This window comes from Cupriavidus sp. OV096 (assembly GCF_900115455.1).
Taxonomy (GTDB): Bacteria; Pseudomonadota; Gammaproteobacteria; order Burkholderiales; family Burkholderiaceae; genus Cupriavidus.
The window spans coordinates 35478-60435 of the sequence record NZ_FOWM01000004.1 but is presented as its reverse complement, the minus strand read 5'-3'; the positions used below and the strand labels follow the sequence as shown (position 1 = coordinate 60435).

25 protein-coding genes are annotated in these 24958 nt (G+C 68.6%); 19 read left to right on the top strand and 6 right to left on the bottom strand.

Going from position 1 to position 24958, the window contains the following annotated elements; genetic code table 11:
• Positions 1–10: 10 nt before the first annotated feature.
• The 11 genes from BM115_RS10565 to BM115_RS10515 are packed head-to-tail and all read left to right on the top strand — an operon-like array spanning position 11 to position 11587.
• A complete protein-coding gene (locus BM115_RS10565; RefSeq protein WP_092293447.1) occupies positions 11–1066 on the top strand; it encodes an aromatic ring-hydroxylating dioxygenase subunit alpha in 1056 nt (351 codons plus the stop codon).
• Entirely contained in the window at positions 1059–1829 is a 771-nt protein-coding gene (locus tag BM115_RS10560; RefSeq protein ID WP_092293445.1) for an SDR family oxidoreductase, read from the top strand. Before BM115_RS10565 ends, BM115_RS10560 begins: the two co-directional genes overlap by 8 nt.
• Before the next feature lie 19 nt (positions 1830–1848).
• The gene (locus BM115_RS10555) at positions 1849–2385 is read left to right on the top strand and encodes a cupin domain-containing protein (RefSeq protein ID WP_092293443.1); all 537 of its coding nucleotides are present in this window, start codon (positions 1849–1851) and stop codon (positions 2383–2385) included.
• A 35-nt stretch (positions 2386–2420) separates the two neighbouring features.
• Positions 2421–3260, top strand: coding sequence for an IclR family transcriptional regulator (locus BM115_RS10550; RefSeq protein WP_092293441.1), 840 nt, complete (start codon positions 2421–2423; stop codon positions 3258–3260).
• Between the two features lie 22 nt (positions 3261–3282).
• Positions 3283–4086 carry an SDR family oxidoreductase gene (locus BM115_RS10545; RefSeq protein WP_092293439.1) on the top strand — a complete coding sequence of 268 codons (804 nt, stop codon included), beginning with the start codon at positions 3283–3285 and terminating at the stop codon, positions 4084–4086.
• Positions 4079–5812 (top strand): thiamine pyrophosphate-binding protein, encoded by a 1734-nt coding sequence (locus BM115_RS10540; RefSeq protein WP_092293437.1) that lies wholly within the window; start codon positions 4079–4081, stop codon positions 5810–5812. The genes BM115_RS10545 and BM115_RS10540 overlap by 8 nt, the downstream gene beginning before the upstream one ends.
• Before the next feature lie 19 nt (positions 5813–5831).
• Positions 5832–6638 carry an aspartate dehydrogenase gene (locus BM115_RS10535; protein WP_092293435.1) on the top strand — a complete coding sequence of 269 codons (807 nt, stop codon included), beginning with the start codon at positions 5832–5834 and terminating at the stop codon, positions 6636–6638.
• Between the two features lie 12 nt (positions 6639–6650).
• Positions 6651–8126 (top strand): aldehyde dehydrogenase, encoded by a 1476-nt coding sequence (locus BM115_RS10530; RefSeq protein ID WP_092293433.1) that lies wholly within the window; start codon positions 6651–6653, stop codon positions 8124–8126.
• Between the two features lie 34 nt (positions 8127–8160).
• The gene (locus BM115_RS10525; protein ID WP_092293431.1) at positions 8161–9126 is read left to right on the top strand and encodes a VOC family protein; all 966 of its coding nucleotides are present in this window, start codon (positions 8161–8163) and stop codon (positions 9124–9126) included.
• Between the two features lie 57 nt (positions 9127–9183).
• Positions 9184–10140: a PDR/VanB family oxidoreductase gene (locus BM115_RS10520; protein ID WP_092293429.1), complete on the top strand. Its 957-nt coding sequence runs from the start codon at positions 9184–9186 to the stop codon at positions 10138–10140.
• A 22-nt stretch (positions 10141–10162) separates the two neighbouring features.
• A complete protein-coding gene (locus BM115_RS10515) occupies positions 10163–11587 on the top strand; it encodes an MFS transporter (protein ID WP_177219894.1) in 1425 nt (474 codons plus the stop codon).
• A 21-nt stretch (positions 11588–11608) separates the two neighbouring features.
• Here the strand turns inward: BM115_RS10515 and BM115_RS10510 are convergent, their stop codons facing one another.
• Positions 11609–12130, bottom strand: a complete 522-nt coding sequence (locus BM115_RS10510; RefSeq protein ID WP_092293426.1) for a MarR family winged helix-turn-helix transcriptional regulator — start codon at positions 12128–12130, stop codon at positions 11609–11611.
• A gap of 371 nt (positions 12131–12501) precedes the next feature.
• Here BM115_RS10510 and BM115_RS10505 point away from each other — a divergent pair, with 371 nt between their 5' ends.
• From BM115_RS10505 to BM115_RS10490, 4 genes are all read left to right on the top strand, one after another.
• A complete protein-coding gene (locus tag BM115_RS10505) occupies positions 12502–13356 on the top strand; it encodes an IclR family transcriptional regulator (RefSeq protein ID WP_092293424.1) in 855 nt (284 codons plus the stop codon).
• A gap of 95 nt (positions 13357–13451) precedes the next feature.
• Positions 13452–14405, top strand: coding sequence for a tripartite tricarboxylate transporter substrate binding protein (locus BM115_RS10500; RefSeq protein WP_255370798.1), 954 nt, complete (start codon positions 13452–13454; stop codon positions 14403–14405).
• A gap of 128 nt (positions 14406–14533) precedes the next feature.
• A complete protein-coding gene (locus BM115_RS10495; RefSeq protein ID WP_092293420.1) occupies positions 14534–14974 on the top strand; it encodes a (2Fe-2S)-binding protein in 441 nt (146 codons plus the stop codon).
• Positions 14958–17141 (top strand): xanthine dehydrogenase family protein molybdopterin-binding subunit, encoded by a 2184-nt coding sequence (locus tag BM115_RS10490; protein WP_092293418.1) that lies wholly within the window; start codon positions 14958–14960, stop codon positions 17139–17141. The genes BM115_RS10495 and BM115_RS10490 overlap by 17 nt, the downstream gene beginning before the upstream one ends.
• A gap of 58 nt (positions 17142–17199) precedes the next feature.
• Here the strand turns inward: BM115_RS10490 and BM115_RS10485 are convergent, their stop codons facing one another.
• From BM115_RS10485 to BM115_RS10470, 4 genes are all read right to left on the bottom strand, one after another.
• A complete protein-coding gene (locus tag BM115_RS10485) occupies positions 17200–18048 on the bottom strand; it encodes an IclR family transcriptional regulator (protein WP_092293416.1) in 849 nt (282 codons plus the stop codon).
• Positions 18049–18088: 40 nt separating this feature from the next.
• Positions 18089–19225 (bottom strand): FAD-dependent monooxygenase, encoded by a 1137-nt coding sequence (locus tag BM115_RS10480; RefSeq protein WP_092293414.1) that lies wholly within the window; start codon positions 19223–19225, stop codon positions 18089–18091.
• A gap of 136 nt (positions 19226–19361) precedes the next feature.
• The gene (locus BM115_RS10475) at positions 19362–20153 is read right to left on the bottom strand and encodes an anti-sigma factor family protein (protein WP_092293412.1); all 792 of its coding nucleotides are present in this window, start codon (positions 20151–20153) and stop codon (positions 19362–19364) included.
• A complete protein-coding gene (locus BM115_RS10470) occupies positions 20150–20668 on the bottom strand; it encodes a sigma-70 family RNA polymerase sigma factor (protein ID WP_092293410.1) in 519 nt (172 codons plus the stop codon). Before BM115_RS10470 ends, BM115_RS10475 begins: the two co-directional genes overlap by 4 nt.
• Positions 20669–20946: 278 nt before the next feature.
• Between BM115_RS10470 and BM115_RS10465 the strand changes: the two genes are divergently transcribed.
• From BM115_RS10465 to BM115_RS10455, 3 genes are all read left to right on the top strand, one after another.
• Entirely contained in the window at positions 20947–21519 is a 573-nt protein-coding gene (locus BM115_RS10465; protein ID WP_092294329.1) for a hypothetical protein, read from the top strand.
• 33 nt (positions 21520–21552) lie between these two features.
• Positions 21553–21756, top strand: a complete 204-nt coding sequence (locus BM115_RS10460) for a CsbD family protein (protein WP_092293408.1) — start codon at positions 21553–21555, stop codon at positions 21754–21756.
• A 229-nt stretch (positions 21757–21985) separates the two neighbouring features.
• On the top strand, positions 21986–23410 hold the full coding sequence (locus tag BM115_RS10455) for a sensor histidine kinase (RefSeq protein WP_092293406.1): 1425 nt from the start codon (positions 21986–21988) through the stop codon (positions 23408–23410).
• Positions 23411–23434: 24 nt separating this feature from the next.
• Here the strand turns inward: BM115_RS10455 and BM115_RS10450 are convergent, their stop codons facing one another.
• Complete coding sequence (locus BM115_RS10450; protein WP_092293404.1) at positions 23435–23932, bottom strand: acyl-CoA thioesterase; 498 nt, start codon at positions 23930–23932, stop codon at positions 23435–23437.
• Positions 23933–24172: 240 nt separating this feature from the next.
• On the opposite strand from BM115_RS10450, the gene BM115_RS10445 reads away from it, so the two are divergent.
• Positions 24173–24925 (top strand): GntR family transcriptional regulator, encoded by a 753-nt coding sequence (locus BM115_RS10445; protein ID WP_092293402.1) that lies wholly within the window; start codon positions 24173–24175, stop codon positions 24923–24925.
• Positions 24926–24958: the final 33 nt, after the last annotated feature.

Genomic DNA, 24958 nt, shown 5'->3' with positions numbered 1-24958 from the left:
GAGACAAGACATGGAATCGAACAAGCAAGCACGTGCCGAGGCGCGTCTGAACAGCGGCCTGCGCAACTACTGGTATCCGGTGGCGGCGTCGTGGCAGGTCACCCACGCGCCCATCGGCATCACCCGCCTGGGCCAGAACATCGTCGTGTGGCGTGATAACGCCGGCGCGCTGCACGCACTGGAAGACCGCTGCCCGCACCGTGGCGCGCGTCTGTCGATGGGCTGGAACCTCGGCGACCGCGTGGCCTGCTGGTACCACGGCGTGGAAGTGGGCGGCGACGGCCAGGTCAAGAGCGTGCCGGCCGTGGAGAGCTGCCCGCTGGAAGGCCGCACCTGCGTGCGCAGCTACCCGGTGCAGGAGCAGGCCGGCGCGATCTTCCTGTGGTTCGGCGACAGCGCCCCGGCCGAAGCCGATGCCCTGCGCCTGCCCGAGGAACTGGTCAGCGACGACCACACCAACTTCCTCTGCGTGGCCCACTGGGACTGCAACTACCGCTACGCGATCGACAACGTCATGGACCCGATGCACGGCGCCTACCTGCACGCCGTCTCGCACTCGATGGCCAGCGGCGAGAAGTCGGCCGTCATGCAGATCCGCGAGACCGAGAGCGGCCTGATCTTCGAGAAGACCGGCCAGCGCGGCGTGAACTTCGACTGGGTGGAATTCGGCGAGACCGGCACGCTGTGGCTGCGCCTGTCCATCCCCTACCGCGACAAGGTGGGCCCCGGCGGCCCGTTCGGCATCGTCGGCATGGCCACGCCGGTGGACGAGGATCACTGCCTGGTGTTCTTCTGGCGCACCCGCCACGTGCAGGGCTGGGAGCGCGACGTGTGGCGCTTCCTGTATCGCAACCGCCTGGAAGGGCTGCACTGGGACGTCCTCGAGCAAGACCGCGTGGTGCTGGAGTCGATGGCGCCGAACGCGCGCGACCACGAGATGCTGTACCAGCACGACGCCGGCATCACCCGCGTGCGCCGCTTGCTGAAGCGCCGCGCCGATGCCGAAGTGGCCAACGAACCGGTGGCGATGCTGCAACCGGCAGGCGGAGTCCCCAGCCATGCGTGACGCCGCAACCGCCAACCTGCTGGCAGGGCGCAAGGTGCTGGTCACCGGCGCCGCGCGCGGCCTCGGGCTGGCCTTCGCCACCGCGATTGCCGAAGCCGGCGGCGCCGTGGCGATGGCCGACATCCTCGCGGACCGCGTGCAGGAATCGGCCGCCGCCTTGCAGGCGCGCGGCTTCAACGTGGTGCCGCTGACGCTGGACCTGAACGACCTGGCCTCGGTGCAGGCCTGCGCCGCCGCCGCCGCAGAGGCCCTCGGCGGCCTCGACGGCCTGGTCAACAACGGCGCGGTCACCGATTCCGGCGGCCGGGACCTGACCGCGCTGGACGTGGCCACCTGGGACCGCGTGATGAACGTGAACGTGCGCGGCACCTGGCTGATGACCGCCGCCTGCACGCCCGCGCTGCGCGCCAGCGGCCGGGGCGCCGTGGTCAACCTGGCCTCGGACACCCCGCTGTGGGGCGCGCCCAACCTGCTGGCCTACGTGGCCAGCAAGAGCGCCATCATCGGCATGACCCGCTCGCTGGCCCGTGAACTGGGCGATGCGCAGGTCACGGTCAACGCCGTGGCGCCGGGCCTCACGCTGGTGGAAGCCACCGAATACGTGCCGCAGCACCGCCACGACCTGTACCGCAACCAGCGCGCGCTCCAGCGCGAGCAAGTCCCCGACGATGTCTGCGGCGCCGTGCTGTTCGCGCTGTCCGACCTCTCCCGCTTCGTCACCGGCCAGACCCTGGCCGTGAACGGCGGCTTTGTCATGCACTGAAACCAAGGAACCCGATCCAATGAGCGATATGTCCCAACAGGAAAACATCAAGCGTAGCTGGGAGCAACCTGCCGACGCCTCGTTCGACCAGTGGATGGAAAGCCGCGTGGCGCGCTTCTCCACCCGCCGGTACGACTGGGATGCCCTGAAGTTCCAGGCCGACTACGACCCGAAGTACCGCCGCGCCCAGATGCGCTACCTCGGTACGGGCGGCACCGGCGTGGCCGCGGACACCAACACGGTGCCGTCGGAGCATTTCACGTTCTCCACGATGATCATCCCGGCCGGCCACGAAGGCCCGTCGCACCTGCACACCGATGTGGAAGAGGTCTTCTTCATCCTGCGCGGCAAGATCAAGCTGGTCCTGGAGAAGGACGGCGAGCGCTTCGAGACCATCCTGACCGACCGCGACCTCGTGTCGGTGCCGCCGGGCGTGTACCGCGAGGAAATCAACATCGGCGACGAAGACGCGCTGATGTGCGTGATGCTCGGCGCCAAGAAGCCGATCACGCCGACGTACCCGCCCGAGCATCCGCTCACCCAGGTCAAGCGCTGAACCGCGCCGATCGTCGATCCATCCAGCCATCCGCCATGAGCACCCAACCACTGCCCGCCGAGATCCAGGACCGGTACATCGTGCCCGGCCTGGAGCGTGGCCTGCGCCTGCTGGCCGAGTTCAGCGCGCGTGACCGCGTGCTGTCGGCGGCCGACCTCGCGCGCCGGCTCGACGTGCCCCGCTCCACGGTGTTCCGCCTGCTGGCGACGCTGGAAGCCACGGGCTACGTGGAGCGTGCCGACGGCGGCCGCGAATACCGGCTGGGCCTGGCCGTGCTCCGGCTCGGCTTCGACTACCTGGCCTCGCTGGAGCTGACCGAACTGGGCGCGCCGCTGCTGAACAAGCTGCGCGATGAAATCGAGTACCCGTGCAACCTCGTGGTGCGCGATGGCCGCTCGGTGGTCTACGTCGCCAAGTCGGCGGCGTCGCGCCCGTTCGCCAGCAATGTCAACGTGGGCACGCGCCTGCCGGTGCATGCGACCGTGCTGGGGCGCGTGCTGCTGGAAGACCTCTCGCTGGCGCAGCTACGCGAGATCTATCCGGAGCCGCAGTTGCAGATCTACTCGGACAGCACGCCACGCACCGTGGACGCGCTGTTCGAGATGGTGCAGCAAGACCGCTCGCGCGGCTACGTGCTGCACGAAGGCTTCTTCGAAGCCAGCATCTCCACCATCGCCGCGCCGGTGCGCGACCGCACCGGCAAGGTCACCGCCGCGCTGGGCGCCACGATCCCGGCGTCGCGCATCGACCCGGAGCAGCTCGGGCTGATGGTGGAACGGGTGAGGGCGTCCGCGCGCGAGCTGTCGCGGCTGCTGGACTACCGGCCGCATCGCGCCAACGGGCACGGCAAGGTCGTGTCTTTACATCGGGAATGAGCAAAAGAGGGGAGTGAGGACGATGTCCATGATTCAACTCGACGGCAAAGTGGCCGTCGTGACCGGCGGGTCCTCCGGCATCGGGCTGGCGACCGTCGAACTGTTGCTGGAAGCCGGCGCCGCCGTGGCCATGTGCGGCCGTGACGAACGGCGCCTGCGCCAGGCCGAGGCCTCGCTGCGCGCGCGTTTCACCGGCTGCCGCCTCTACGCGGCCCAGTGCGACGTGCTGCAGGCTGCGCAGGTCAACGCCTTCGCCGCCGACGTGGCGCGCGAACTCGGCCCGGTGGACATGCTGGTCAACAACGCCGGCCAGGGCCGCGTGTCGACCTTCGCCAGCACCGAGGACGCCGCCTGGATGGAGGAGCTGCAACTGAAGTTCTTCTCCGTGATCCACCCGACCCGCGCCTTCCTGCCGCAGTTGGAGCAGTCGGGGCAGGGCGCCGTGGTCTGCGTAAACTCGCTGCTGGCTACCCAGCCGGAGCCGCACATGGTCGCCACCTCGGCGGCGCGCGCCGGCGTGCACAACCTCGTGCGCTCGCTGGCCACCGAATTCGCGCCGCGCGGCGTGCGCGTGAACGGCATCCTGATCGGGCTCGTCGAGTCCGGCCAGTGGCGCCGCCGCTTCGACGCGCGCCCGGAGGAAGACCGCCACCTGGACTGGACCGCGTGGACCGCGCGTCTGGCCCGCCAGAAGAACATCCAACTGGGCCGTCTCGGCCTGCCGCAGGAAGCCGCGCGTGCCATCCTGTTCCTTGCCTCGCCGTTGTCTTCGTACACCACGGGCAGCCACATCGATATTTCCGGAGGACTCTCCCGTCATGCGTAACGAACAACAACAAGTCACCGTGGGCTGCGCCATCGCGGCCTTCCTCGAACAGTGCGGCGTCAAGGCTGCCTTCGGCGTGATTTCGATCCACAACATGCCCATCCTCGACGCGATGGGCGAGCGCGGCAAGATCCGCTTCGTGCCGGCGCGCGGCGAAGCGGGCGGCACCAATATGGCCGATGCCTACGCCCGCACCACGGGTGGCCTGGGCGTGTGCCTGACCAGCACGGGCACGGCGGCGGGCAATGCCGCCGGCGCGATGGTCGAGGCCCTGACGGCCGGCACGCCGATGCTCCACATCACCGGCCAGATCGAAACGCCGTACCTGGACCAGAGCCTCGCCTATATCCACGAGGCCCCGGACCAGCTCACCATGCTGAAGGCCGTGTCGAAGGCCGCCTTCCGCATCCGCAGCGCCGACACCGCGCTCTCGACCATCAAGCTGGCCGTGCAGACCGCGCTGACGGCGCCGACCGGCCCGGTCAGCGTGGAAATCCCCATCGACATCCAGGCCGCGCTGATCCCGATGCCGGCCGACCTGCAACCGCTGCCGGTGCCGCAGCACCAGCCCTCGGCCCATGCGCTCGACGCGCTGGCCGACCAACTCGCCAAGGCCCGCCGGCCGATGCTGTGGCTCGGCGGCGGCGCGCGCCACGCCAGCCAGCAGGTCAAGCGCCTGCTGGACATGGGGTTTGGCGTGGTCACCTCCACGCAGGGTCGCGGCATCGTGGCGGAGGACGATCCGCGCTCGCTGGGCGCCTACAACCTCCACAAGCCCATCGAAACCTTCTACCAGACGTGCGATGCGATGCTGGTGGTCGGCTCGCGCCTGCGCGGCAATGAAACCCTGAAGTACGAGCTGAAGCTGCCGCGCCCGCTGCTGCGCATCGACGCCGATCCGGCCTCGGAAGGCCGCTGCTACCAGAGCGACCACTTCGTCAGCGGCGACGCCGCGCTGGCGCTGGATGGCCTCGCCGATCGGCTTGAAGGCCGCCTGAAAGTGGACTCCGGCTTCGCCGCCGACCTGCGCCGTGCCCACGACGTGGCCGTGGGCGCGCTGGTGGACGGCCTCGGCCCGTACAGCGCGCTGGTGCAGGCGCTCCAGCAGGCGGTGGGCCGCAACTTCAACTGGGTGCGCGACGTCACGGTGTCCAACAGCACCTGGGGCAACCGTCACCTGCAGATTTTCGATTCCCGCGCCGGCGTGCACGCGCTCGGCGGCGGTATCGGCCAGGGCCTGGCCATGGGCATCGGCGCCGCCATCGGCGCGGCGGCCACGGCTTCGGGCAAGAAGACCTTCACGCTGGCCGGCGATGGCGGGTTCATCCTGAACCTGGGCGAACTCGCCACGGCGGTGCAGGAGCGTGCCGACATGGTCATCGTGCTGATGAACGACAAGGGCTACGGCGTGATCAAGAACATCCAGGACGCGCAGTACGGCGGTCGCCGCCACTACGTGGACCTGCACACGCCGGACTACGCCCAGCTCTCGAAGTCGCTCGCGCTGCGTCACCGCCGTGTGAGCAACCTCGCCGACATCGGCGCGGCGCTGGAAGAGGCCACGGTCGAGCCGGGCCCGTTCCTGCTGGAAATCGACATGCTGTCCATCGGCAGCTTCAAGACCGTGTTCGCCGGCCCGCCGGTCAACAAGCAGCAGCCGATTGCAAGCCCGACTTCCAGCCCCGTATCGACCCCGGCGGCAGCAGCCGCTGCGGCGGCGGCTTAAGCCAACCAGGAGAACGTCCATGCTGCATGTGTCCATGGTGGGTTGCGGGGCGATTGGCCGCGGCGTGCTGGAACTGCTGAAGTCGGATCCGGATGTCGTGTTCGACGTCGTGATCGTGCCGGCGGGCACGATGGACGCGGCACGCGGCGCGCTGTCGGCGCTGGCGCCCAATGTGCGCGTGGCCACCGGGCTGGCCGATGGCGACCGTCGCCCGGACCTGCTCGTGGAGTGTGCGGGCCATCGCGCGCTGGAGGAGCATATCGTGCCGGCGCTGGAGCGTGGCATTCCGTGCATGGTGGTGTCAGTCGGCGCGCTGTCCGAGCCGGGCATGGCCGAGCGCCTGGAGGCGGCAGCCCGCCGTGGCAACACGCAGGTGCAGCTCCTGTCGGGCGCCATCGGCGCCATCGACGCGCTGGCTGCCGCCCGCGTGGGCGGTCTGGACGAAGTCATCTACACCGGCCGCAAGCCGGCCCGCGCCTGGGCCGGCACGCCGGCGGCCGACCTGTTCGACCTCGACGCCCTGACCGAAGCCACGGTGATCTTCGAAGGCACCGCGCGCGACGCCGCGCGGCTCTATCCGAAGAACGCCAACGTGGCCGCCACGGTCTCGCTGGCCGGGCTCGGCCTGGACCGCACGTCGGTCAAGCTGCTGGCCGATCCGCACGCGGAGGAAAACGTCCACCACGTGGAAGCACGCGGCGCGTTTGGCGGCTTCGAGCTGACCATGCGCGGCAAGCCGCTCGCGGCCAATCCCAAGACGTCCGCGCTGACCGTGTTCAGCGTGGTGCGCGCCCTCGGCAACCGCGCCCACGCGGTGTCGATCTGAAGTGAATCTGACATGAGCACACAACAAGTCCTCCCGATCTGCATCGCCGGCGCCTGGCGCCTGGGTTCGGGCGACCGCTACGCCACGCGCTACCCCGCCACCGGCGAAGTCGTGGCCGAACTGAACGCGGCCAGCCTGGCCGATGTGGAAGAAGCCGTGCAGGGCGCCCATCGCGCCTTCCTGACCAGCGGCTGGGCACAGCGCAAGCCGCATGAGCGCGCCGCCGTGCTGTACCGCGTGGCCGAGATGATCCGCGCGCGCGCCGAGCCGCTGGCCCAGCGCCAGCGCCTGGACAATGGCAAGCCGATCAGCGAGACGCGTGCGCTCGTCGCCAGCGCCGCCGGCACGTTCCAGTTCTTCGCCGCCGCCTGCGAAACCATGGAGGAATCCATCACGCCGCAGCGGGGCGACTGCCTGACCATGAGCGTCTACGAGCCGATGGGCGTGGTGGCCGCCATCACGCCGTGGAATTCGCCGATTGCCAGCGAGGCACAGAAGATGGCGCCCGCGCTGGCCGCCGGCAACGCCGTGGTGGTCAAGCCGGCCGAGGTAACGCCGCTGATGGCGCTGGAACTGGCCGCGATCTGCGAGGAAGCTGGCGTGCCCCGGGGCCTGATCAGCGTGCTGCCGGGCAAGGGCTCGGTGATCGGCGACGCCATCACCAAGCATCCGCTGGTGCGCCGCGTGTCGTTCACGGGCGGCACCACCACGGGCAAGCACATCGCCCACATCGCCGCGGACAAGATGATGCCGGTGTCGCTGGAACTGGGCGGCAAGTCCCCGACCATGATTTTCGACGACGCCGACCTGGACCACGCGGTGAACGGCGTGCTGTACGGCATCTTCAGTTCGTCGGGCGAATCGTGCATCGCCGGCTCGCGCCTGTTCGTGGCACGCGCGCAGTACGAGCCGTTCATGGACCGTCTGGCCGCCGCCGCCGCCAGGCTGCGCGTGGGCGATCCGGCCGACGAACGCACCCAGATGGGCCCGCTGATCACCGACCGGCACCGCGACAGCATCGAGTCCTACGTGGCGATGGGCGTGGAAGACGGCGGCCAGCTGCGCACGGGCGGCATGCGCCCGGACGTGGCGGGGCTGGCCAACGGCTACTTCTACACGCCGACCATCATCGAAGGGCTCGATAACCACGCGCGCATCTGCCAGGAGGAGATCTTCGGGCCGGTGCTGGTGGCGATGCCGTTCGACGACGAGGACGACCTGATCGCCCAGGCCAACGACAGCATCTACGCCCTGGCCGCCGGCATCTGGACGCGCGACTACAAGCGCGCCTGGCGGGTGGCACGATCCGTGCAAGCCGGGAACGTGTGGATCAACACCTACAAGCAGTTCTCGATCTCGACGCCGTTCGGCGGCTGGCGGGACAGCGGCCTGGGCCGCGAGAAGGGACGACTGGGCATCCTGCAATACATGGAACAGAAGGCCGTGTACTGGGGCCTGAACGAACAACCGCTGCCGTGGGCCAACTGAGCCCGGGTATCAACCGGCAGGACGGAGAAGCAAGATGAAGGTATTGGGAATCGACGAAATCACCTACGGCGCCGACGACTTCGACGCGTGCCGAGGCTTCTTCAGCGACTGGGGCCTCACGGTCAAGCGCGACGACGCCGAGGCGCTGGACTTCGAAACGCTGAACGGCTGCCGCGTGCTGGTGCGCAAGATCGCCGATCCGGCGCTGGCGCCGGCCATCGAGGACGGCCCCACGCTGCGCGAGGTGGTGTGGGGCGTGGCGGACCAGGCGTCGCTGGAGGCGATTGCCGACGCCATCGGCGCCGAGCCGACCTTCGTGCGCCAGCAGGACGGCGCGCGCGTGGGCTGCACCGACCCGAACGGGCTGGCCGTGCGCTTCCAGGTCTCGCGCAAGCGCGAGGTGGAGGTGGAATGCGCGGTGATGAACACGTGGAACGAAAAGCCGCGCCTGAACCAGCGCAGCCCGGTCTACGAGCGCGCCGCGCCGATCGAGGTGGGCCACGTGGTGTTCTTCGTCACGGACGTGAAGGCCACCGAGCGCTTCTATGTGGAGAAGTTCGGCTTCGTGCAGTCGGACAACTATCCGGAGCGCGGCGCCTTCCTGCGCTGCGCGGCCGAGGGCGGCCACCACGACCTGTTCCTGCTGCAGCTGCCGCAGCCCAAGCGCGGCCTGAACCACGTCGCCTTCACGGTGCGGGACATCCACGAGGTCTTCGGCGGCGGCATGCACATGTCCCGCACGGGCTGGGACACCCAGCTCGGCCCGGGCCGCCACCCGATCTCGTCCGCCTACTTCTGGTACTTCAAGAATCCGGCCGGCGGCCTGATCGAGTACTACGCCGACGAGGACCAGCTCGACGCCCACTGGGAGCCGCGCGCGTTCGAGCCGGGCCCGACCGTGTTCGCCGAATGGGCCATCGAGGGTGGCATCGACGGCAATACGCGCCGGCAGAAGAACGCCGGCGGCCCGCAGGGCAAGTTCCTCACGGAAAAGCGTTGAATCGGTGTTGAAGTCGCTGTTGCCTCTGGCGAGGCAAGCATTGAGAAGGAAGCAGTCATGAGTGCCAGTCAATCCCTGACGATGCGCGTGCAGGCCATGCGGTTCGAGGCGCGCGGTGTGGTCAGCATCGAGCTGCGCGACCCCAGCGGCGCCACCTTGCCCGAGTTCAGCCCGGGCGCGCATATCGACCTCCACCTGGCCAACGGCCTGGTGCGCAGCTATTCGCTGTGCGGTGCGCCCGAGGCGCGCGACCGCTACACCGTGGGCGTGCTGCAGGACCGCAACAGCCGGGGCGGCTCGCGCTTCGTGCACGAGCAGCTGCGCGTGGGCAGCACGCTCACCGTGGCGACGCCGCGCAACCACTTCGCGCTGGACGAGGACGCCGCGCACACGGTGCTGGTGGCCGGCGGCATTGGCGTCACGCCCATCGTCTGCATGGCGCGCCGGCTGGCCGAGCTTGGCCGGGCGTTCACGCTGGTGTACTGCGCCCGTTCGCGGGAGGAGGCGGCCTTCGTCGACACCCTGTCGGTCTATGGCGACGCCGTGCGCTTCCATTTCGATGACGAGCAGGGCGCGCCGCCGGACCTCCAGGCGATGCTGGCCGGGCAGGAGGCCGGCACGCATTTCTACTGCTGCGGCCCCGGCCCGATGCTCAACGCCTTCGAGGCCGCCTGCGCGGCCCACGGCTACGCCAACGTCCACATCGAGCGCTTTGCCGCCGACCCGGCCACCGAGGCGGTGCAGGAGGGCGAGTACAGCGTCACGCTGCAACGCACGGGCGCCAACGTGCGCGTGCCGTCCGGCAAGTCGCTGCTCGATGCCCTGCTGGAAGCCGGCGTGGCAATGGAGTACAGCTGCCGGGAGGGCGTGTGCGGCTCGTGCGAGACCGCCGTGCTCGACGGCTGCCCAGACCACCGCGACAGCGTGCTCAGCAACAGCGAGCGCGCCGCCAACAACACCATGATGGTGTGCGTATCCGGATGCAAGGGCCAGCGGCTCGTGCTGGATCTCTGAGCCGCCGAGGAAACCCCCACCGATGTATATCGATAGCGTAGACGGCGCGGCATCAGCCAGCGCCACGGCCCCCGCACACCCCCAGGCCAACCCCCGCGCCGTTACGCGCGGCCAGATCATCGCCCGTATCGAGCGGATGCCCGGCAACGCGATGCATATCCGCGCCCGGCTGCTGATCGGCCTCGCCACTTTCTTCGACGGCTTCGACGTGATCGCCATCGCGGCCACGCTGCCGCTGCTGATCGCCAACTGGTCGCTCACGCCGGGCCAGATCGGCTTCCTGATCGCGGCGCCCTCGGTGGGCCAGCTGGTCGGCGCGCTGCTGTTCCCGGCGCTGGCCGAGCGCTTTGGCCGGCTGCGTTCGGTGGGCTGGAGCGCGGGCATCATCGGCCTGATGAGCATTGCCTGCGGCTTCGCGCCGTCGTTCGAGATTTTCGCGCTGCTGCGCATCATCCAGGGGCTGGGGCTGGGCGGCGAACTGCCGGTGGCGGCCACCTATATCAACGAGGTCACCCGCGCGCATGGCCGGGGCCGCTTCGTGCTGCTGTACGAGGTGGTGTTCCCGATCGGGCTGATGGTGTCCAACGCGATGGGCGCCTTCCTGGTGCCGCGCTACGGCTGGGAGGTGATGTACTTCCTGGGCGGGGTGCCGATCGTGCTGTTCTTCGTGCTGCGCAAGCTGATTCCCGAGTCGCCGCGCTGGCTGGCGGAGAAGGGCCGGCTGGGCGAGGCCGACGCGGCGCTGAGCGCCTTCGAGGCCCGCGCCAAGCAGCCGCTACCACCAGTGGGCGATACCTCGGCCTTCGACGCCATGGCGGCCCGCCACCCGCGCCGCCGCGTGCGCGACCTCGTCGGCCGCGTCTATATCGGCCGCACGCTGGCTGTGTGGATGCTGTGGGCGACCTGCGGTTTCATCCAGTACGGGCTGTCGACGTGGCTGCCCACGGTCTACAAGACCGTCTACCACGCGCCGCTGCAACTGGCGCTGAACCTCGCGGCGGGCGCCTCGGTGCTGGGCGTGGTCGGGTCGCTGATCTGCGCGATGGTGGTGGACAAGGTGGGCCGCAAGCCGGTGATCAACGTGTCCTTCGTGCTGTGCGCGGTGTCGCTGGTGCTGGCGGGCGTGTTCCACGCCTCCACGGTCTACGTGGTGGCCACGTTCTGCGCGCTGGCGATGGGCTTCCTGGCCTGCGGCTTCATCACGGCCTATGTCTACACGCCGGAGCTGTACCCCACCAGCATCCGCGCCATGGGCTGCGGGCTGGGCGGCGCGTGGCTCAAGATCTCGGCGATCTTCGCCCCGGGGCTGATCGCCAGCACCATCGGCAGCGGCAACCTGAGCCTGGCGTTCTACGGGCTGGCTGTGGTGCCGCTAGTGGCCGCCGTGACGGTGTTCTTCCTCGGCATCGAGACCAAGGGTCAGGTGCTGGAGGCGCTGGAGGCCTAGCCTCGGCAACGCTGAAGGGGGTCAGTCGCGGCCGGCGCCGGTGCAGATGCCGTGCAGCTTGCGCAGGCCCGTGTACAGCCCGTGGCGCTCCTCGGGCGTCAGCAGGCGGATCACCGATGCCTGCCCGCGCTGCGCCAGCGGAATCACCTGCGCATGGAGCGCCTCGCCAGCGGGCGTGATGCGGCAGATCAGGCGCCGGCGCGGCGTGCTGCCTTCCGACTCCAGTGTGACGAGCCCCCGGTCCTCCAGCAGCCGCAGGGTGCGGCTGACCAGCGCCTTGTCCGAGGTGGACTGCTTGACCATCTCCGCGAAGGACAGCTCCTTGCCATGCGCCAGCAGCGCCAGCATGCGCCATTCCGGCACGGTCAGTTCGAACTGCGTGGCGTACGGCTCGGTCACGCTGCTGCGCAGCGCCGTCACTAGCTGGCTCAACATCGTCGTCAGGAAGTCGTTGACGGTCAGTCCTGTGCCCGCCTCGTCGAGTTGGGACCAGGGATCTGCGGCCGGAGTGGCTTGTTCGTGTGCGGAGGTGGGGCTGGACATGGCGAAGTGGAAGGCGGGAAAGGATGCCGCGGAATGTCGCGGGATGCCGCAAGACGGCCGGAAACCGGCGGCGATTGTCTCACAGCTGGCGGGGCCCGCAACTTTGTGCCACGCAGCAAAACACGACAGATCACAAGGGCTATGTCAATCCGGGATTAACTTAAGTTGAGTCATCAACAAAGTCGCCCTAATCTGAATTCGTTCCTGATGTGAATCCGGGTTTCATAGATAAAACATATCTGCTAGGGTTCGGAGTGGAGACGTGCGGGGGCTCGTGCTGTGCGCGACGCCGCATGTTATACGGATCCGTTGCCAGCCGGCTGAAGTGCGAAAAGCCGGCGGCAGGACCGAACGCTACGCAGAGAGAGACCATGAACCAGGACCTTCCCAGAGAGGAAACGCAGCAGGAAACGCAGCAGGAAGTACAGGACACACAAGATAAGTACATCGTGCCGGGGCTCGAACGCGGGCTCAGGCTGTTGGGCGAGTTCAGCAGCAAGGACCGCACGCTGTCGGCGGCGGAACTGGCGCGGCGGCTGAAGGTGCCGCGCTCGACGGTGTTCCGGCTGCTGGCCACGCTGGAGATGATGGGCTTCGTGGAACGGACCGACGGCGGGCGCGAGTTCCGCCTCGGCATGGCGGTGCTGCGGCTGGGCTTCGACTACCTGGCCTCGCTGGAGCTGACCGAACTGGGCCGGCCGTTGCTGGACCGCCTGCGCGACGACATCCACTACCCGTGCAACCTGGTGGTGCGGGATGGCCGGTCGATCGTGTACGTGGCCAAGTCGGTGGCGGCGCGGCCGTTCACCAGCACGGTGAACGTGGGCACCCGCCTGCCGGCGCATGCCACGGTGCTGGGACGCGTGCTGCTGGAAGACCTCTCGCTGGAGGCGCTGCGGGAGCTGTATCCGGAGCCACGGCTGGAGGTGTACTCGGACAGCACGCCGCGCACCGTGGAAGAGCTGTACGAGATGGTGCAGCGTGACCGCCAGCGCGGCTATGTGCTGCACGAAGGCTTCTTCGAGGCCAGCATCTCGACCATCGCCGCGCCGGTGCGTGACCGCACCACGCGCGTGGTGGCCGCGCTGGGGGCGACCATCCCGGCAGCCCGGATCGATCCGGCGCTGCTCGATTCGATGGTCGAGAAGGTGCGCGAGGCGGCAGGGGAACTGTCGCGCCTGCTGGATTACCGGCCGACCCTGCAGGGCAGGGTGGCCAACGAATGACGCCGGGCTGATGCCCCGGCGGATGGCGAAATCACGGAAGGAACGGGGCTGGCATGAGGAAAGCACGGTGGATGGGGATGGCGGCAGTGCTGCCGATGGTGGTGATGGGAGCAGCGGGTATGGCACAGGCCGCCCCGGCCTGTCACGCAGTGCGGATCGTGGTGCCGTTCCCGGCCGGCGGCCCGGCCGACCAGCTTGCCCGCACGCTGTCGCAGGGGCTCCAGCAGCTACCCCACCGCAAGGCCGCCACGATGGTCGTCGACAACAAGCCCGGCGCCAACGGCAATATCGGCATCGACGCGGTGCGCCGTGCGGCGGGCGATGGCTGCACCTGGCTGGTGGTGCCGGCCGGCAACCTGACCATCAACCCCACGCTGTTCCCCGCGCTGTCCTATCAGGTCACGCGCGATTTCCGGCCCGTCTCGCTGCTGGCCAGCTCGCCCAACGTGCTGGCCGTGAACCCGGCGGTGAAGGCGCGCACCGTGCCGGAACTGATCGCGCTGGCGAAGCAGGCGGATCAGGCGAAGTCGCCGCTCGGCTACGCCAGTCCCGGCGTCGGCAGCGGCCTGCATCTGGCCGGCGAGCTGTTCCGCAACAAGGCCAGCGTGACCATGCTTCATGTCCCTTACAAAGGCACCACCCAGGCCGTGACCGATGTGGTGGGCGGGCAGGTGCCCGTGCTGTTCGGCACGTGGCCCACGCTGGCGCCGTTCATCCAGTCCGGCGCGCTGCGCGCGCTGGCCGTCACCCAGTCGAAGCGCTCCCCGGCGGCGCCGGACGTGCCGTCGCTGGCCGAGCAGGGCATGCCCGGCATCGACGTCAGTTCCTGGTACGCCCTGCTGGTGCCGTCCGCCACGCCCCAGCCGCTGGCCGATGCGCTGGCCGCCGATGTGCGCACGCTGTTCGCCACCGCGAGCGTGCGCGATGACCTGAAGCGCCAGGGCCTCGAGCCCGTGGCCAGCACCCCCGACGCCCTGGCCGCGCGCATCCGCGACGACACCGCGGCGTGGGCCACGCTGATCCGCACGTACCACATCACGGCGGAATAGCCTCCGGGCGTCCCTCAGACGCCCCTCCCCAAGTTTCCAACCCAGTCGTACCTGGCCGCACCCTGCGCCGTGCAGGGTGGCCTGCGGCCGTCATTTCAGCGTGACTTCTTGCACGAGCGAGGGCAATCATGGATTTTGTGTTGAACGGAAAAGCGACCCGCTTCGACGGCGACGGCGATACGCCGCTGCTGTGGGTGATTCGCGATGACGCCGGCCTGACCGGCACCAAGTACGGCTGCGGCATCGGCGCATGCGGCGCCTGCACCGTGCATGTGGATGGCAACGCGCAGCGGTCGTGCGTGACGCCGGTCTCCAGCGTGGCGGGCCGCAAGGTCACCACCATCGAAGGGCTCTCGCCGGACCGCTCGTCCAAGGTGCAGCAGGCGTGGATCGCCAAGGACGTGCCGCAGTGCGGCTACTGCCAGTCCGGCATGGTCATGGCGGTGACGGCGCTGCTCAAGCAGAATCCGCACCCCACCGACAAGGAGATCGACGCCTCGGTCAGCAACCTGTGCCGTTGCGCCACCTACCACCGCATCCGGGAGGCCGTTCATGCTGCCGCAAAGTAACCCCATCGCCAGCCCCGCGCGGCGCGGCTTCCTGAAGGGCGGCATGGCGCTGGCCGGCGCGCTTTGCATTCCGCTGCCGGCGCTGGCCTCCCGCACCGTGGACAGCGGCCCGCACGGCACGCATGAGATCACGGACTGGATCTGGATCGAGCCGAACGGCAAGATCACGCTCGGGCTGTCGCAGTGCGAGTGTGGGCAGGGCGTCTACACCGGCATGCCGCAGGTGCTGGCCGATGAACTGGACGCCGACTGGCAGCAGGTGGCCGTGACCTTCGTCACCGGCCGGGACGCCTACCGCACCGGCGCCGCGTACGAGGAGCCGCAGCAGTTCGTTGGCGCGTCGATGTCCGCCACGCTGTTCTACCAGCGGCTGCGCATTGCCGGCGCCCAGGCGCGCGAGGTACTGGTGATGACCGCCGCCAAGCGCCTGCAGGTGCGCCCGGGCCAGTGCTACACGGCGAAGGGTCGCGTCTATCACGGCGCCACGGGCCGCTCGTTCAGCTATGGCGAGCTGGCCGAAGAGGCGGCGAAGCTGCCGCTGAACCCCACGCCGCGTCTCAAGAACGAAGCCGCGCACCAGCTCATCGGCAAGGACCTGCAGCGGCTGGACACCCCGGCCAAGGTCGACGGGTCCGCCGAATTCGGCATCGACGTGAAGGTGCCGGGCATGCTGTACGGCGCGCTGAAGTTCGCCCCTACCGTGACGGGCAAGGTCACCGGCCTGCGCAACGCCGAAGCCGTCAAGGCCATGCCGGGCGTGCAGGCCGTGGTGCAGGCGCCGGACGCCGCCATCGTGGTCGCCACGAGCTACTGGCTCGCCAAGAAGGGCGCCGATGCGCTGGAGCTGGAGGTCGATCCCGGCCCGGCCAGGTCGCTCGACAGCGACCAGATCCTGGCCGCGCGCCAGGCCGCGCTCGGCGCTCCGGAGGCCGTGGTGGCGACGCAGCTGGGCGACCCGGACGCGGTGCTGGCCGCCGGCGGCAAGCTCGTCGAGGCCGATTACCACACGCCCTACATCGTCCACGCCACGATGGAGTCGGTGAACGCCACCGTGCACGTGCGCGAGGACGCCATCGAGGTCTGGGGGCCGATCCAGGGCCAGGACTTCGTGCGCAACGCGCTCGGCAAGCTCTACCAGCGCAAGCCCGAGACGATCATCGTCCACACCACCTTCCTTGGCGGCAGCTTCGGGCGCAAGTTCCTGCCGGACTTCGTGGTGCACGCGGCGCGCGCCTCGGCGGCGGTGGGCAAGCCGGTCAAGGTCATCCGCTCGCGCGAGGACGACATCCGGCATGGCTTCTACCGGCCCGGGGTGTCGGGGCGCTTCCGCGCCGTGCTCGACGACAAGGGCCTGCCGCGCGCGCTGCATGCCCGGCTGACCGGCCAGTCGCTCTACGGCGTGATCAAGGCCGAGCGCATGGCGAAGAACGGCGGCTGGGACGAGACCATGCTGGAAGCGCTCTACGACTGCGTCTACCGCGTGCCCAACCTGAAGGTCGACATGATCGACGTGAAGCAGCCAATTCCGGTCAGCTTCATGCGCAGCGTGGGCTCCACGTCGAGCATCTTCATGCTGGAGAGCTTCGTCAACGAGATGGCCGACGCGGCCGGCATGGACCCGTACCGCTACCGCCGCGCGCTGCTGGCGCACAACCCGCTGGCGCTGCGGGTGCTGGACGCGGCGGCCAAGGCGGCGAACTGGGACCGCAAGCCGGCGCCCGGGGTGTCGCGCGGGTTCACGTTCAACCTCTACACGGGGCGGGGCGAGGCATTCCAGACCTATGTGGCGATGGCGCTGGAGCTGGAGCGCAGCGGCAAGGCGTTCCGGGTGCGGCGCGTGGTCTGTGCGGTGGAGTGCGGACGGGCGATCAACCCGAACCTGATCCGCGCCAATATCGAGGGCGGCATCGGCTTTGCGCTGACCAACACGCTCAAGAGCGAGATCACGTTCAAGGCGGGCGTGGTGCAGCAGAGCAACTTCCACGACTATCCGCTGCTGCAACTGGCGGAGATGCCGAAGATCGACGTGGTGATCGTGCCGAGCGACCGGCCCCCGCAGGGCTGCGGCGAGGTGTCGCTCGGCCCGGTGGCGCCCGCCGTGGCGCACGCGCTGTACTTGGCGACCAAGGCCCGGCGCAGGTCGATGCCGATGAAGCTGGAGGCTTGACGGTGGCCCGCTAGCGGGAGAGGGGCCGGGGGAGAGGGGCGGCGTATCCCGAAGCCGTTTAGCGCTTGCCCACCCGATACCCCAGCAGCGCCGACAGGTCCTTCGCTGCCGCTTTCACTTCCTTTTCCACCCGTTCGCGCAGCGTGCCGTCCGCTTCGAAGCGCTGCTGCGGGCCGGCCACGCTGATCGCGGCGATCACGTCACCCGTGGCATCCATCACCGGCGCGGCGCAGGCGTCGATGCCCGGCTCGAAGGCCGAGAAGCTCCACGCGCAGCCGCGCTCCAGGTCCGCGCCGAGGATCTCCGCCAGCCTGGCGTGCGTGGCGGGGCTCTGGCCGGTCACGGTGGGCAGCGGGTCATCGCCCAGCCGCTCGCGCAGCGCCTCGGGCGACAGGTGCGCAATCAGCATCCGTCCCGGCGTGGTCAGGTGCGCCGGCACGCGGCTGCCGACCTGGATGTTGCTGACCAGCCCGGTGTTGGGCATGTCCCGCAGCAGGTAGAGCACGTGGCCGCCGTCCGGTACCGCCAGATAGGCCGACAGTTGCAGTGAGCCGCTCAGCTGCGCCAGCACGCGCCGCGCGAAGGTGGTGAGGTCGTTCGCCGCCAGCACGCGTGACGCCAGCTTCAGGAACGAGAACCCCACCGTGTGCCCGCCCTGCGGCAGCCGCTCGACCATGCCCTCGTGCTCCAGCGTGGCCAGCAGGCGCATCACCGTCACGCGGTTCACGTCGATGCGGCGGCCCACCTCGCTCAGATTGGCCGTCGAGCCGCCTTCGGCAATGAAGCGCAGCAGCCGCAGGCCGCGCATGACCGGGGTCACGAGCGCCTGCGACGCGCCGCTGGCATCGTCGCTATCGAACGCATTGGGGTTGTCGAGGGAGTCGTCTGGCGCGGCGGTCTTGGGCATCGGCACGTGGAAAAGAAAAACGGAACGGGTGCAGGCAGGATCAGCCGAGCGCCACGTTCCAGGCGTTGTAATCGTACACCCAGTCCGCATTGCCGCCGGCCTTGAGCCACTCGTTGCCGCGCGAGCCGATCTGGATGCGGCTGGTGCGGTCATGGCGGGCCGCCTGGTAGCGCGCCAGCGCCTCGGGGATGGTGTCGTCGCTGGCCTCGGCCAGGCAGCGCGCCAGCACCACGCCGTCCTCGATGGCCATGCCGGCGCCCTGCGCCATGAACGGCATCATCGGATGGCAGGCATCGCCCATCAGCGCGATATGGCCGGTCGACCAGGACGGCAGCGGGTCGCGCACGTACAGCGCGGAGATCAGCACGTCGTCGCAGGCGTCGAGCAGCGCGCGGGCATCGGGATGGAAGCCGGCGTAGGCGGCGCGCAGGTCCTCGACCCGGCCCGGCGTGGTCCAGGACTCGTTGCGCCAGCTGTCCTGCGCCACGGTGGCGAACACGAAGATCTCGCGGCCACGATTGAGCGGGAAGGTCACGATCTGGCTGGTCGGCTCGGGCCCCCACCACTTGGTGAAGGCGCCGAGGTTCGGCACGCCGGCCAGCTTCTCCGCCGGCACCACGGCGCGGTAGGCCACCACGCCGGTGAAGATCGGGTGTTCCTCGCCCAGCAGGGCCGTGCGGACGATCGAGTGGATGCCATCGGCGCCGATCAGCACGTCCACCTCCTCGGTATTGCCGTTGGCGAAGCGCAGCGTGGCGCCGCGCCCGCCGTCCTTCGGCGTGATGTGGGTGGCCTTGTGCGCCAGCCGCACGCAGGCGCCCGGCACGGCGGCTTCCAGCGCGGCCATCAGGTCGCCCCGGTGCATGGTGAGCTGCGGCGCACCGTAGCGCTGCTCGGCTTCGTCCGACATGGCGAGGCGGGAGGTTTCCGCGCCGGTGTCCCAGGTGCGGCTGATGCGGTGCGTGGGCCGGGCCGCCGTTTCGCGCAGCGCGGCGCCCACGCCCAGGCCGTCCAGCGCGCGCACCGCGTTCGGCGTGAGATTGATGTCCGCGCCGACACGTGCGAACCGCGCCGCCTGCTCGTAGACCACGACATCCATGCCGAGCTTGCGCAGGGCAATGGCGGCGGCCAGTCCGCCAATGCCGGCACCGTTGATGCCGATCTTTCCTGAAACCATGGGGGCGCTCCGTCTTGTGGCCGATGCGTTACGCGTCGGCCGGTTGCTCAATGAAATGTTCAAATATGAACGGAAAGTTCATAAAAAGAATATTGAGCATGGCGCGCCCCGTCAAGCGGGGAATCGAGCTATCTATTTAGGTGGCATCGCGGCGTGACGGTTCGATCGCCTGCTGAAGCGTGCGCGTCACCGGCGTATCGGTGGGGCTGACCACCGCATAGGAGTAGCGGCCCTGCCGCCAGTACTGCGCCAGCAGGTTGCCGTCCTGCCGGTTGCCGTTGCCGAAGCGCAGCAGGTTGCCCGGCGGCCGTACGTAATAGACGATGGTCTGGCCCTGGTCGTTGCGGTACAGGACCATCGCCGCCGTGCCCTGCTCGGTCGGCATCAGCCGCCCGCCGGCGGGCCGGAAGCCGTACTGGGTGAAATCGGGCAGCGGGGCGGGCTGGACGAAGTGACGGTCGAGCCAGGACTGGAGCGCGCGCGGATCGGTCGCGCTCACATCCACCACCTGCGGCCCCTCGCTGGCCGCGAACATGCGGTAGGCCTGCACGGCGTCGGCCATCGGCAGATAGTTCTGGCGCATGGCGAGTTCGCGGGTCTGCCAGCCGCCCACGCCGCCGATGCCGAGCGCCATCACCAGCGAGGCGGCCACGGCCATGCGGCGCTGCGCGCGGTCGCGCAGGGTGCGGCGGATGCGGAAGGGGTCGAGCCGCGCCGGGGTGTCCGCCGGGGAGGGCTCCGGCAGGCTCGCGCGCAGTTGCTGGGCGGCGGCCCGGATGGCGTCGATCTGGCGGGCGAGGTCCGGGTGCGTGGGCAGCAGCGCGTCGATCTGGGCGCGGCGCGCAGTGTCGAGTTCGCCATCCACATAGGCGTGGAGTTCGGCGTCGGCGGGCATCAGGGAGTGTTGGGTCGTCTTGTGGATGGTCATTTCAGGACCTGGACGGTGGGACGGGCGGGTTGGCCTTCGGTCATGTCGCGCATGGCTTTGCGGGCGCGCGACAGCCTGGACATGATGGTGCCGATGGCCACGCCCAGCGTATCGGCGGCTTCCTGGTAGGTCAGGCCCTCTACGGTGATCAGCGTGAGCAGCGCACGCTGCTCGGCCGGCAGGTGGTTGAAGGCTTGCAGCGCGGAGCGGGCCAGCACCACGTCCTCGGTGGAGGGCGCCATGTCGGCATCGTCACCCACGCCGAACAGCGCCAGCACGCCGGCGTAGCGCTTGGCGCGGCGCTGGCCGTCGAGGAACTTGCGGTACAGGATTGTGAACAACCATGCGCGCAGGTCGCCGTCGTGGTGGCGGGCGGCGCCGCGCGACAGCGCGCGCTCCAGGCACGCCTGCACCAGGTCGTCGGCGCTCGCCTCCTGCCGGGTCAGCGTGAGGGCGAAGCGACGCAGGCGCGGAATGACTTCGCGCAGGGCGTCGTCGGTCAAGGTCTGGCTCATGGCGAGTGTCCGGAAAAGTTCTTGTACCGCTTGCAGCGTAAGACGAACGGCATGGGCGCTTATTCCCGCCATGCCCGACTTTATTCCATCGCCACTGAATAAAAATGTGAAGTGTCGGAATTGTCTTACGTACATTTCAGCAGCGGTCTTCTGCTTCGATCTGGTGGGGAAACGTAACCTGCAAGTACAGCGTGGCCATGACGCGGCGAGTGTGATGCAGCGTGTGGCTAGAACAGGGTTCCGTCCACAGGATCCACCAAGAAAAGGAGCACGACATGATGACCAAAAAGTGGCTTGCCGCAGCAATGTGTTCGATGATGTTCGCCGCCCCGGCAGGCGTCGCCTACGCCCAGGCCGGCTCCAAAGCCGACTACGACGCCGCCACGAAGCAGGCGGATGCGGACTACAAGGCGGCCAGCAGCAAGTGCGATGGCCTCAAGGCCAACGCCAAGGACGTCTGCAAGGCCGAAGCCAAGCGTGACCGTGACGTGGCCAAGGCCAACGCCGAAGCCAAGCGCGACGGCACCGAGAAAGCCCACGCCAAGGCCATGAAGACCAAGGCCGACCGTGACTATGACGTCGCCAAGGAAATGTGCGACGACAAGAAGGGTAACGACAAGGACGTGTGCGTGAAGGAAGCCAAGGCCACGCACGAACGTAACCTGGCCCCGGCCAAGACTGAGAAGGCCGCCGCCACGGGCACCAGCACCGATGTGGCCGAAGCCCGCGCCGACGCCAAGAAGGACACCGTGGACGCCGCCTACAAGGCTGACAAGGAAAAGTGCGATGCGATGTCCGGCGATGCCAAGGACAAGTGCCAGGCCAACGTGAAGGCCAAGTACGCCAAGTAATCCAATCCGTCGGATAGCCAACAGGAGTGGTACATGAATTGGGACCAGATCGAAGGCAAGTGGGAACAGGCCAAGGGCAAGGTCAAGGAGAAGTGGGGCCAGCTCACCGACGACGACCTCACGGTCATCAACGGTAAGCGGGACCAGCTCGCTGGCCGCATCCAGGAGCGCTATGGCTACACCAAGGAGCGCACCGAGGAAGAACTGAAGGCCTGGGAACGCGACACGCGCTGGTAATCCAGCACGGGCCGGCAGCGATGCCGGCAGGCATTCCGCACGGCGGGACGATCAGTCCCGCCGTTTTTGTTTCTCCACGGAGCACCATTCCCCTTCGGTGGGGCAGGGCCGTAACCGTTGCGAATTCAGCGCGGCTTAGGTCTGAATACAGCCAATTTTAGTGCGGACAGATCACGCACCCCGTACCATGGCGGTCCCTCCTGCTGCGCCGCGCGCATCGCGGCTGTGCATGTACGCGATCCTTCCCGCCTTCGTTTCCGCGATCTTCCTTGGGTATGGGCTCTATGTGCTCGTGACCCAGGGCGTGACACGCGTGTCGGCGGCGTTCTTCCTGATGTGCGTGACCACTTTCGCGTGGCAGGGCACCTGGGCGTTCCTGTTCCAGGCCACGCACCCGGACGTGGCGGTGGTACTCGCCAAGGTCGGCTACCTGTTCATCCTGTTCCTGCCGACCACGTTCTATCAGTTTATTTGCGAGGTCACCGAGTGCCGCCGCGAGCGGCCCGCCGTGCTGGCCTCATACGGCCTGAGCCTGATCCTCGCCGTGCTGCTGTTGACCACGAGCCAGGTGGTGTCCGGCTACTACACCCTGTTTTTTGGCGATTATCCGAAGGCCGGGCCGCTGCATCCGCTGCATGTGGCGCAGACCGCGGTGCTGGCGTGCCGGTGCGCATGGCTGCTCTGGGTGGCGCGCGCCAATGCCACCGTGGAGCGCCGCCGCCGCTTCAATCTCTGTCTGGTAAGCCTGGGCCTCTATTCGCTGGCTGCGGTCGACTACGCGGTCAACTACGGCTACGCGTTCTATCCGCCGGGCGTGGTGTGCATCGCGCTGAGCCTGGGCATCCTCGCCGTGACCGTGGTGCGCTACAACCTCATGCATCCGTACTCGCTGGCGGCCACCGTGGCGCACGAGGTGCGCACGCCGCTGGCCACCATCCGCATGCAGGCGCAGGAGATGGCGCGGACCTTCCCGCAGGTCATCGAGGGCTACCGGCTGGCCGTGACGCACGGGCTGATCGAAGATCGCCTGCGGCCGGGGCAGCTCGAGCGCATGGGCACGGTGGTGGAGGGCATCACGCGCGAGGTGGATGGCACCAGCACGGTCATCGACATGGCGCTGGCCTCCGTCACGCTGGAGCGTGTGGATCGACGCAGCTTTGCCCCGCACGGGCTGGCGGCCTGCGTGGAGGCGGCGCTGGCGCGCTACCCGTTCCAGCCCGGCGAGCGCGAGCGCGTGCACCTGGCGCCGATGCCGGCCGGCTGGCGCTTCGTCGGCTCGGACACGCTGCTGGTCTACGTGCTGTTCAATCTGCTGAAGAACGGCCTCTACGCCGTGCGGGCGCAGGGCGAGGGCGGGATCGAGATCTCGGGCGCGGCCGAGGGCGGCTTCTACCTGCTGCGCTGCCGCGATACGGGTTCGGGCATTCCCGCCGATGTGCTGCCGCGTATCTTCGACCCGTTCTTCTCGACCAAGGCGCACGGGAGCGGCAACGGCCTCGGGCTGGCCTTCTGCCGTCGCGTGGCCGAGGCGTTTGGCGGCCGCATCGACTGTGAGTCCGTGCCGGGCGTGCACACCACCTTCACGCTGCGGCTGCCGTGCTTCCACGCCACGGTGGAGCCGGACAGCCCCTTCCCCACGCGCGCCACCGGCTGAACCAGCCCGACGGCGCGCGACCCATCAGTTAGTCAGCGGCGGCAGCACCAGCTCGTATTCCTTCACCTTGTCGATGATTTCCTTCGGGAAGCGCGTGATGCGCTTGTCCCGGTCCGCGAACACGATCTGCTGGTAGCCCAGCGACACCGGCCGCCCCTCCACGCAGAAGCGGAACAGCAGGTAGGCCGAGCACTGGCGCACCTGGAAGGTGTTCAGGTAGCAGTCCACGCGCTGGAACGGGAAGGTTTCCTCCACGTACTCCTGGTGGGCGCGCTTGGTCACGAACACGCCGCCGGCGGCCAGCAGGTTGCCGTGGATGCACTCGTGGAACCAGCGCTCGCGGCAGATGCCCTGCCATTCGAAGTACCGGGCGAAGTAAGTGTTCATGAACGCATTCGAATCCTTGAGATAGATGTCGATCGCATGGTGGAAGGTCTTTTGAGGCGGGGTCTCCAGTACGTCCTGGCCAAGCAGGGCCGTACCGCGGTTCAGCACTTGCGGGATCACGTCTCGCATCAACATGGAATGACTCCTTTAGATGGCTGCAAAGCGGCAGCCACGCCCGCCCCGGCGTCGCGCGGGGCATGGAGGCATTCTGCGGGGCTTTGTCACCGGCCATGGGCGGACGTGGAGGGGTAAACACACGCGAGAGCGGCGCCAGATAAGGGGGAGAGGAAGGGGTTTGCCGTAAACCCTAGTAGTCTAGCCAACTAGACTTTTATAAAGTCGCCTTATCTTATTAGTGCGCATCTCGCGCCGCGCATGTCCGACGCCGCCGCCCAACTTCTCTCCCGCAGCCGCGAGCCGGTCTATCTCCAGCTCGCCACGATCTTCCGCCGGCAGATCGAGAGCGGCGCATGGCGGCCCGGTGAGCAGATTCCGTCACTCGAGGCGCTGTGTCGCGAATACGGCGTCGCTCGCATGACCATGCACCACGCCATCTCCCAGTTGGATGCCGAAGGGCTGGTCGCGCGCTCGCGCGGGCGGGGCACCTTCGTCAAGGCGGCAGGGCGTGACCGTCGCCCGCTGGCGCTGCCGACCAGTTGGGATCAGGCCGTGGCCGTGGGCGATCGCCTGTCCACCGAGGCCATCGTCGAATCCACCGCCGACGTGCCGCTGCCGGATGACCTCGGCATGCCGTGCGACGCCCGCCGCGCCGCCGCCTATCACTTCCTGCATCGCGCCCATCGGCTGGACGGCCGGCCGTTCGCCGTGGGCGAGGTCTATATAGAAGCAGCCGTGTTCGCGCGCGAGCCCGAGGCATTCCGCCAGGGCGCCTCGGTGCCGGTGCTGGACCGCTTTCCCGGCCTCCAGGTTTCGGCGGCGCGCCAGCGGCTGTCCATCGTGGCGGCCGGCGGCGACGCCGCCAAGGCGCTGGAGCTGCCAGTCGGCGCGCCGGTGGCGGAGTTGCGCCGCTTCGCCTGCGTGGACGACGTGATCGTGTACTACGCGCGCATCGAGTTCCCGACGGAATTCGTCTGCCTAGATTTCGACTTGCTGGCATCACGTGGTTGATGCCGCACATTATTCAGATCCCACTCAACAAAT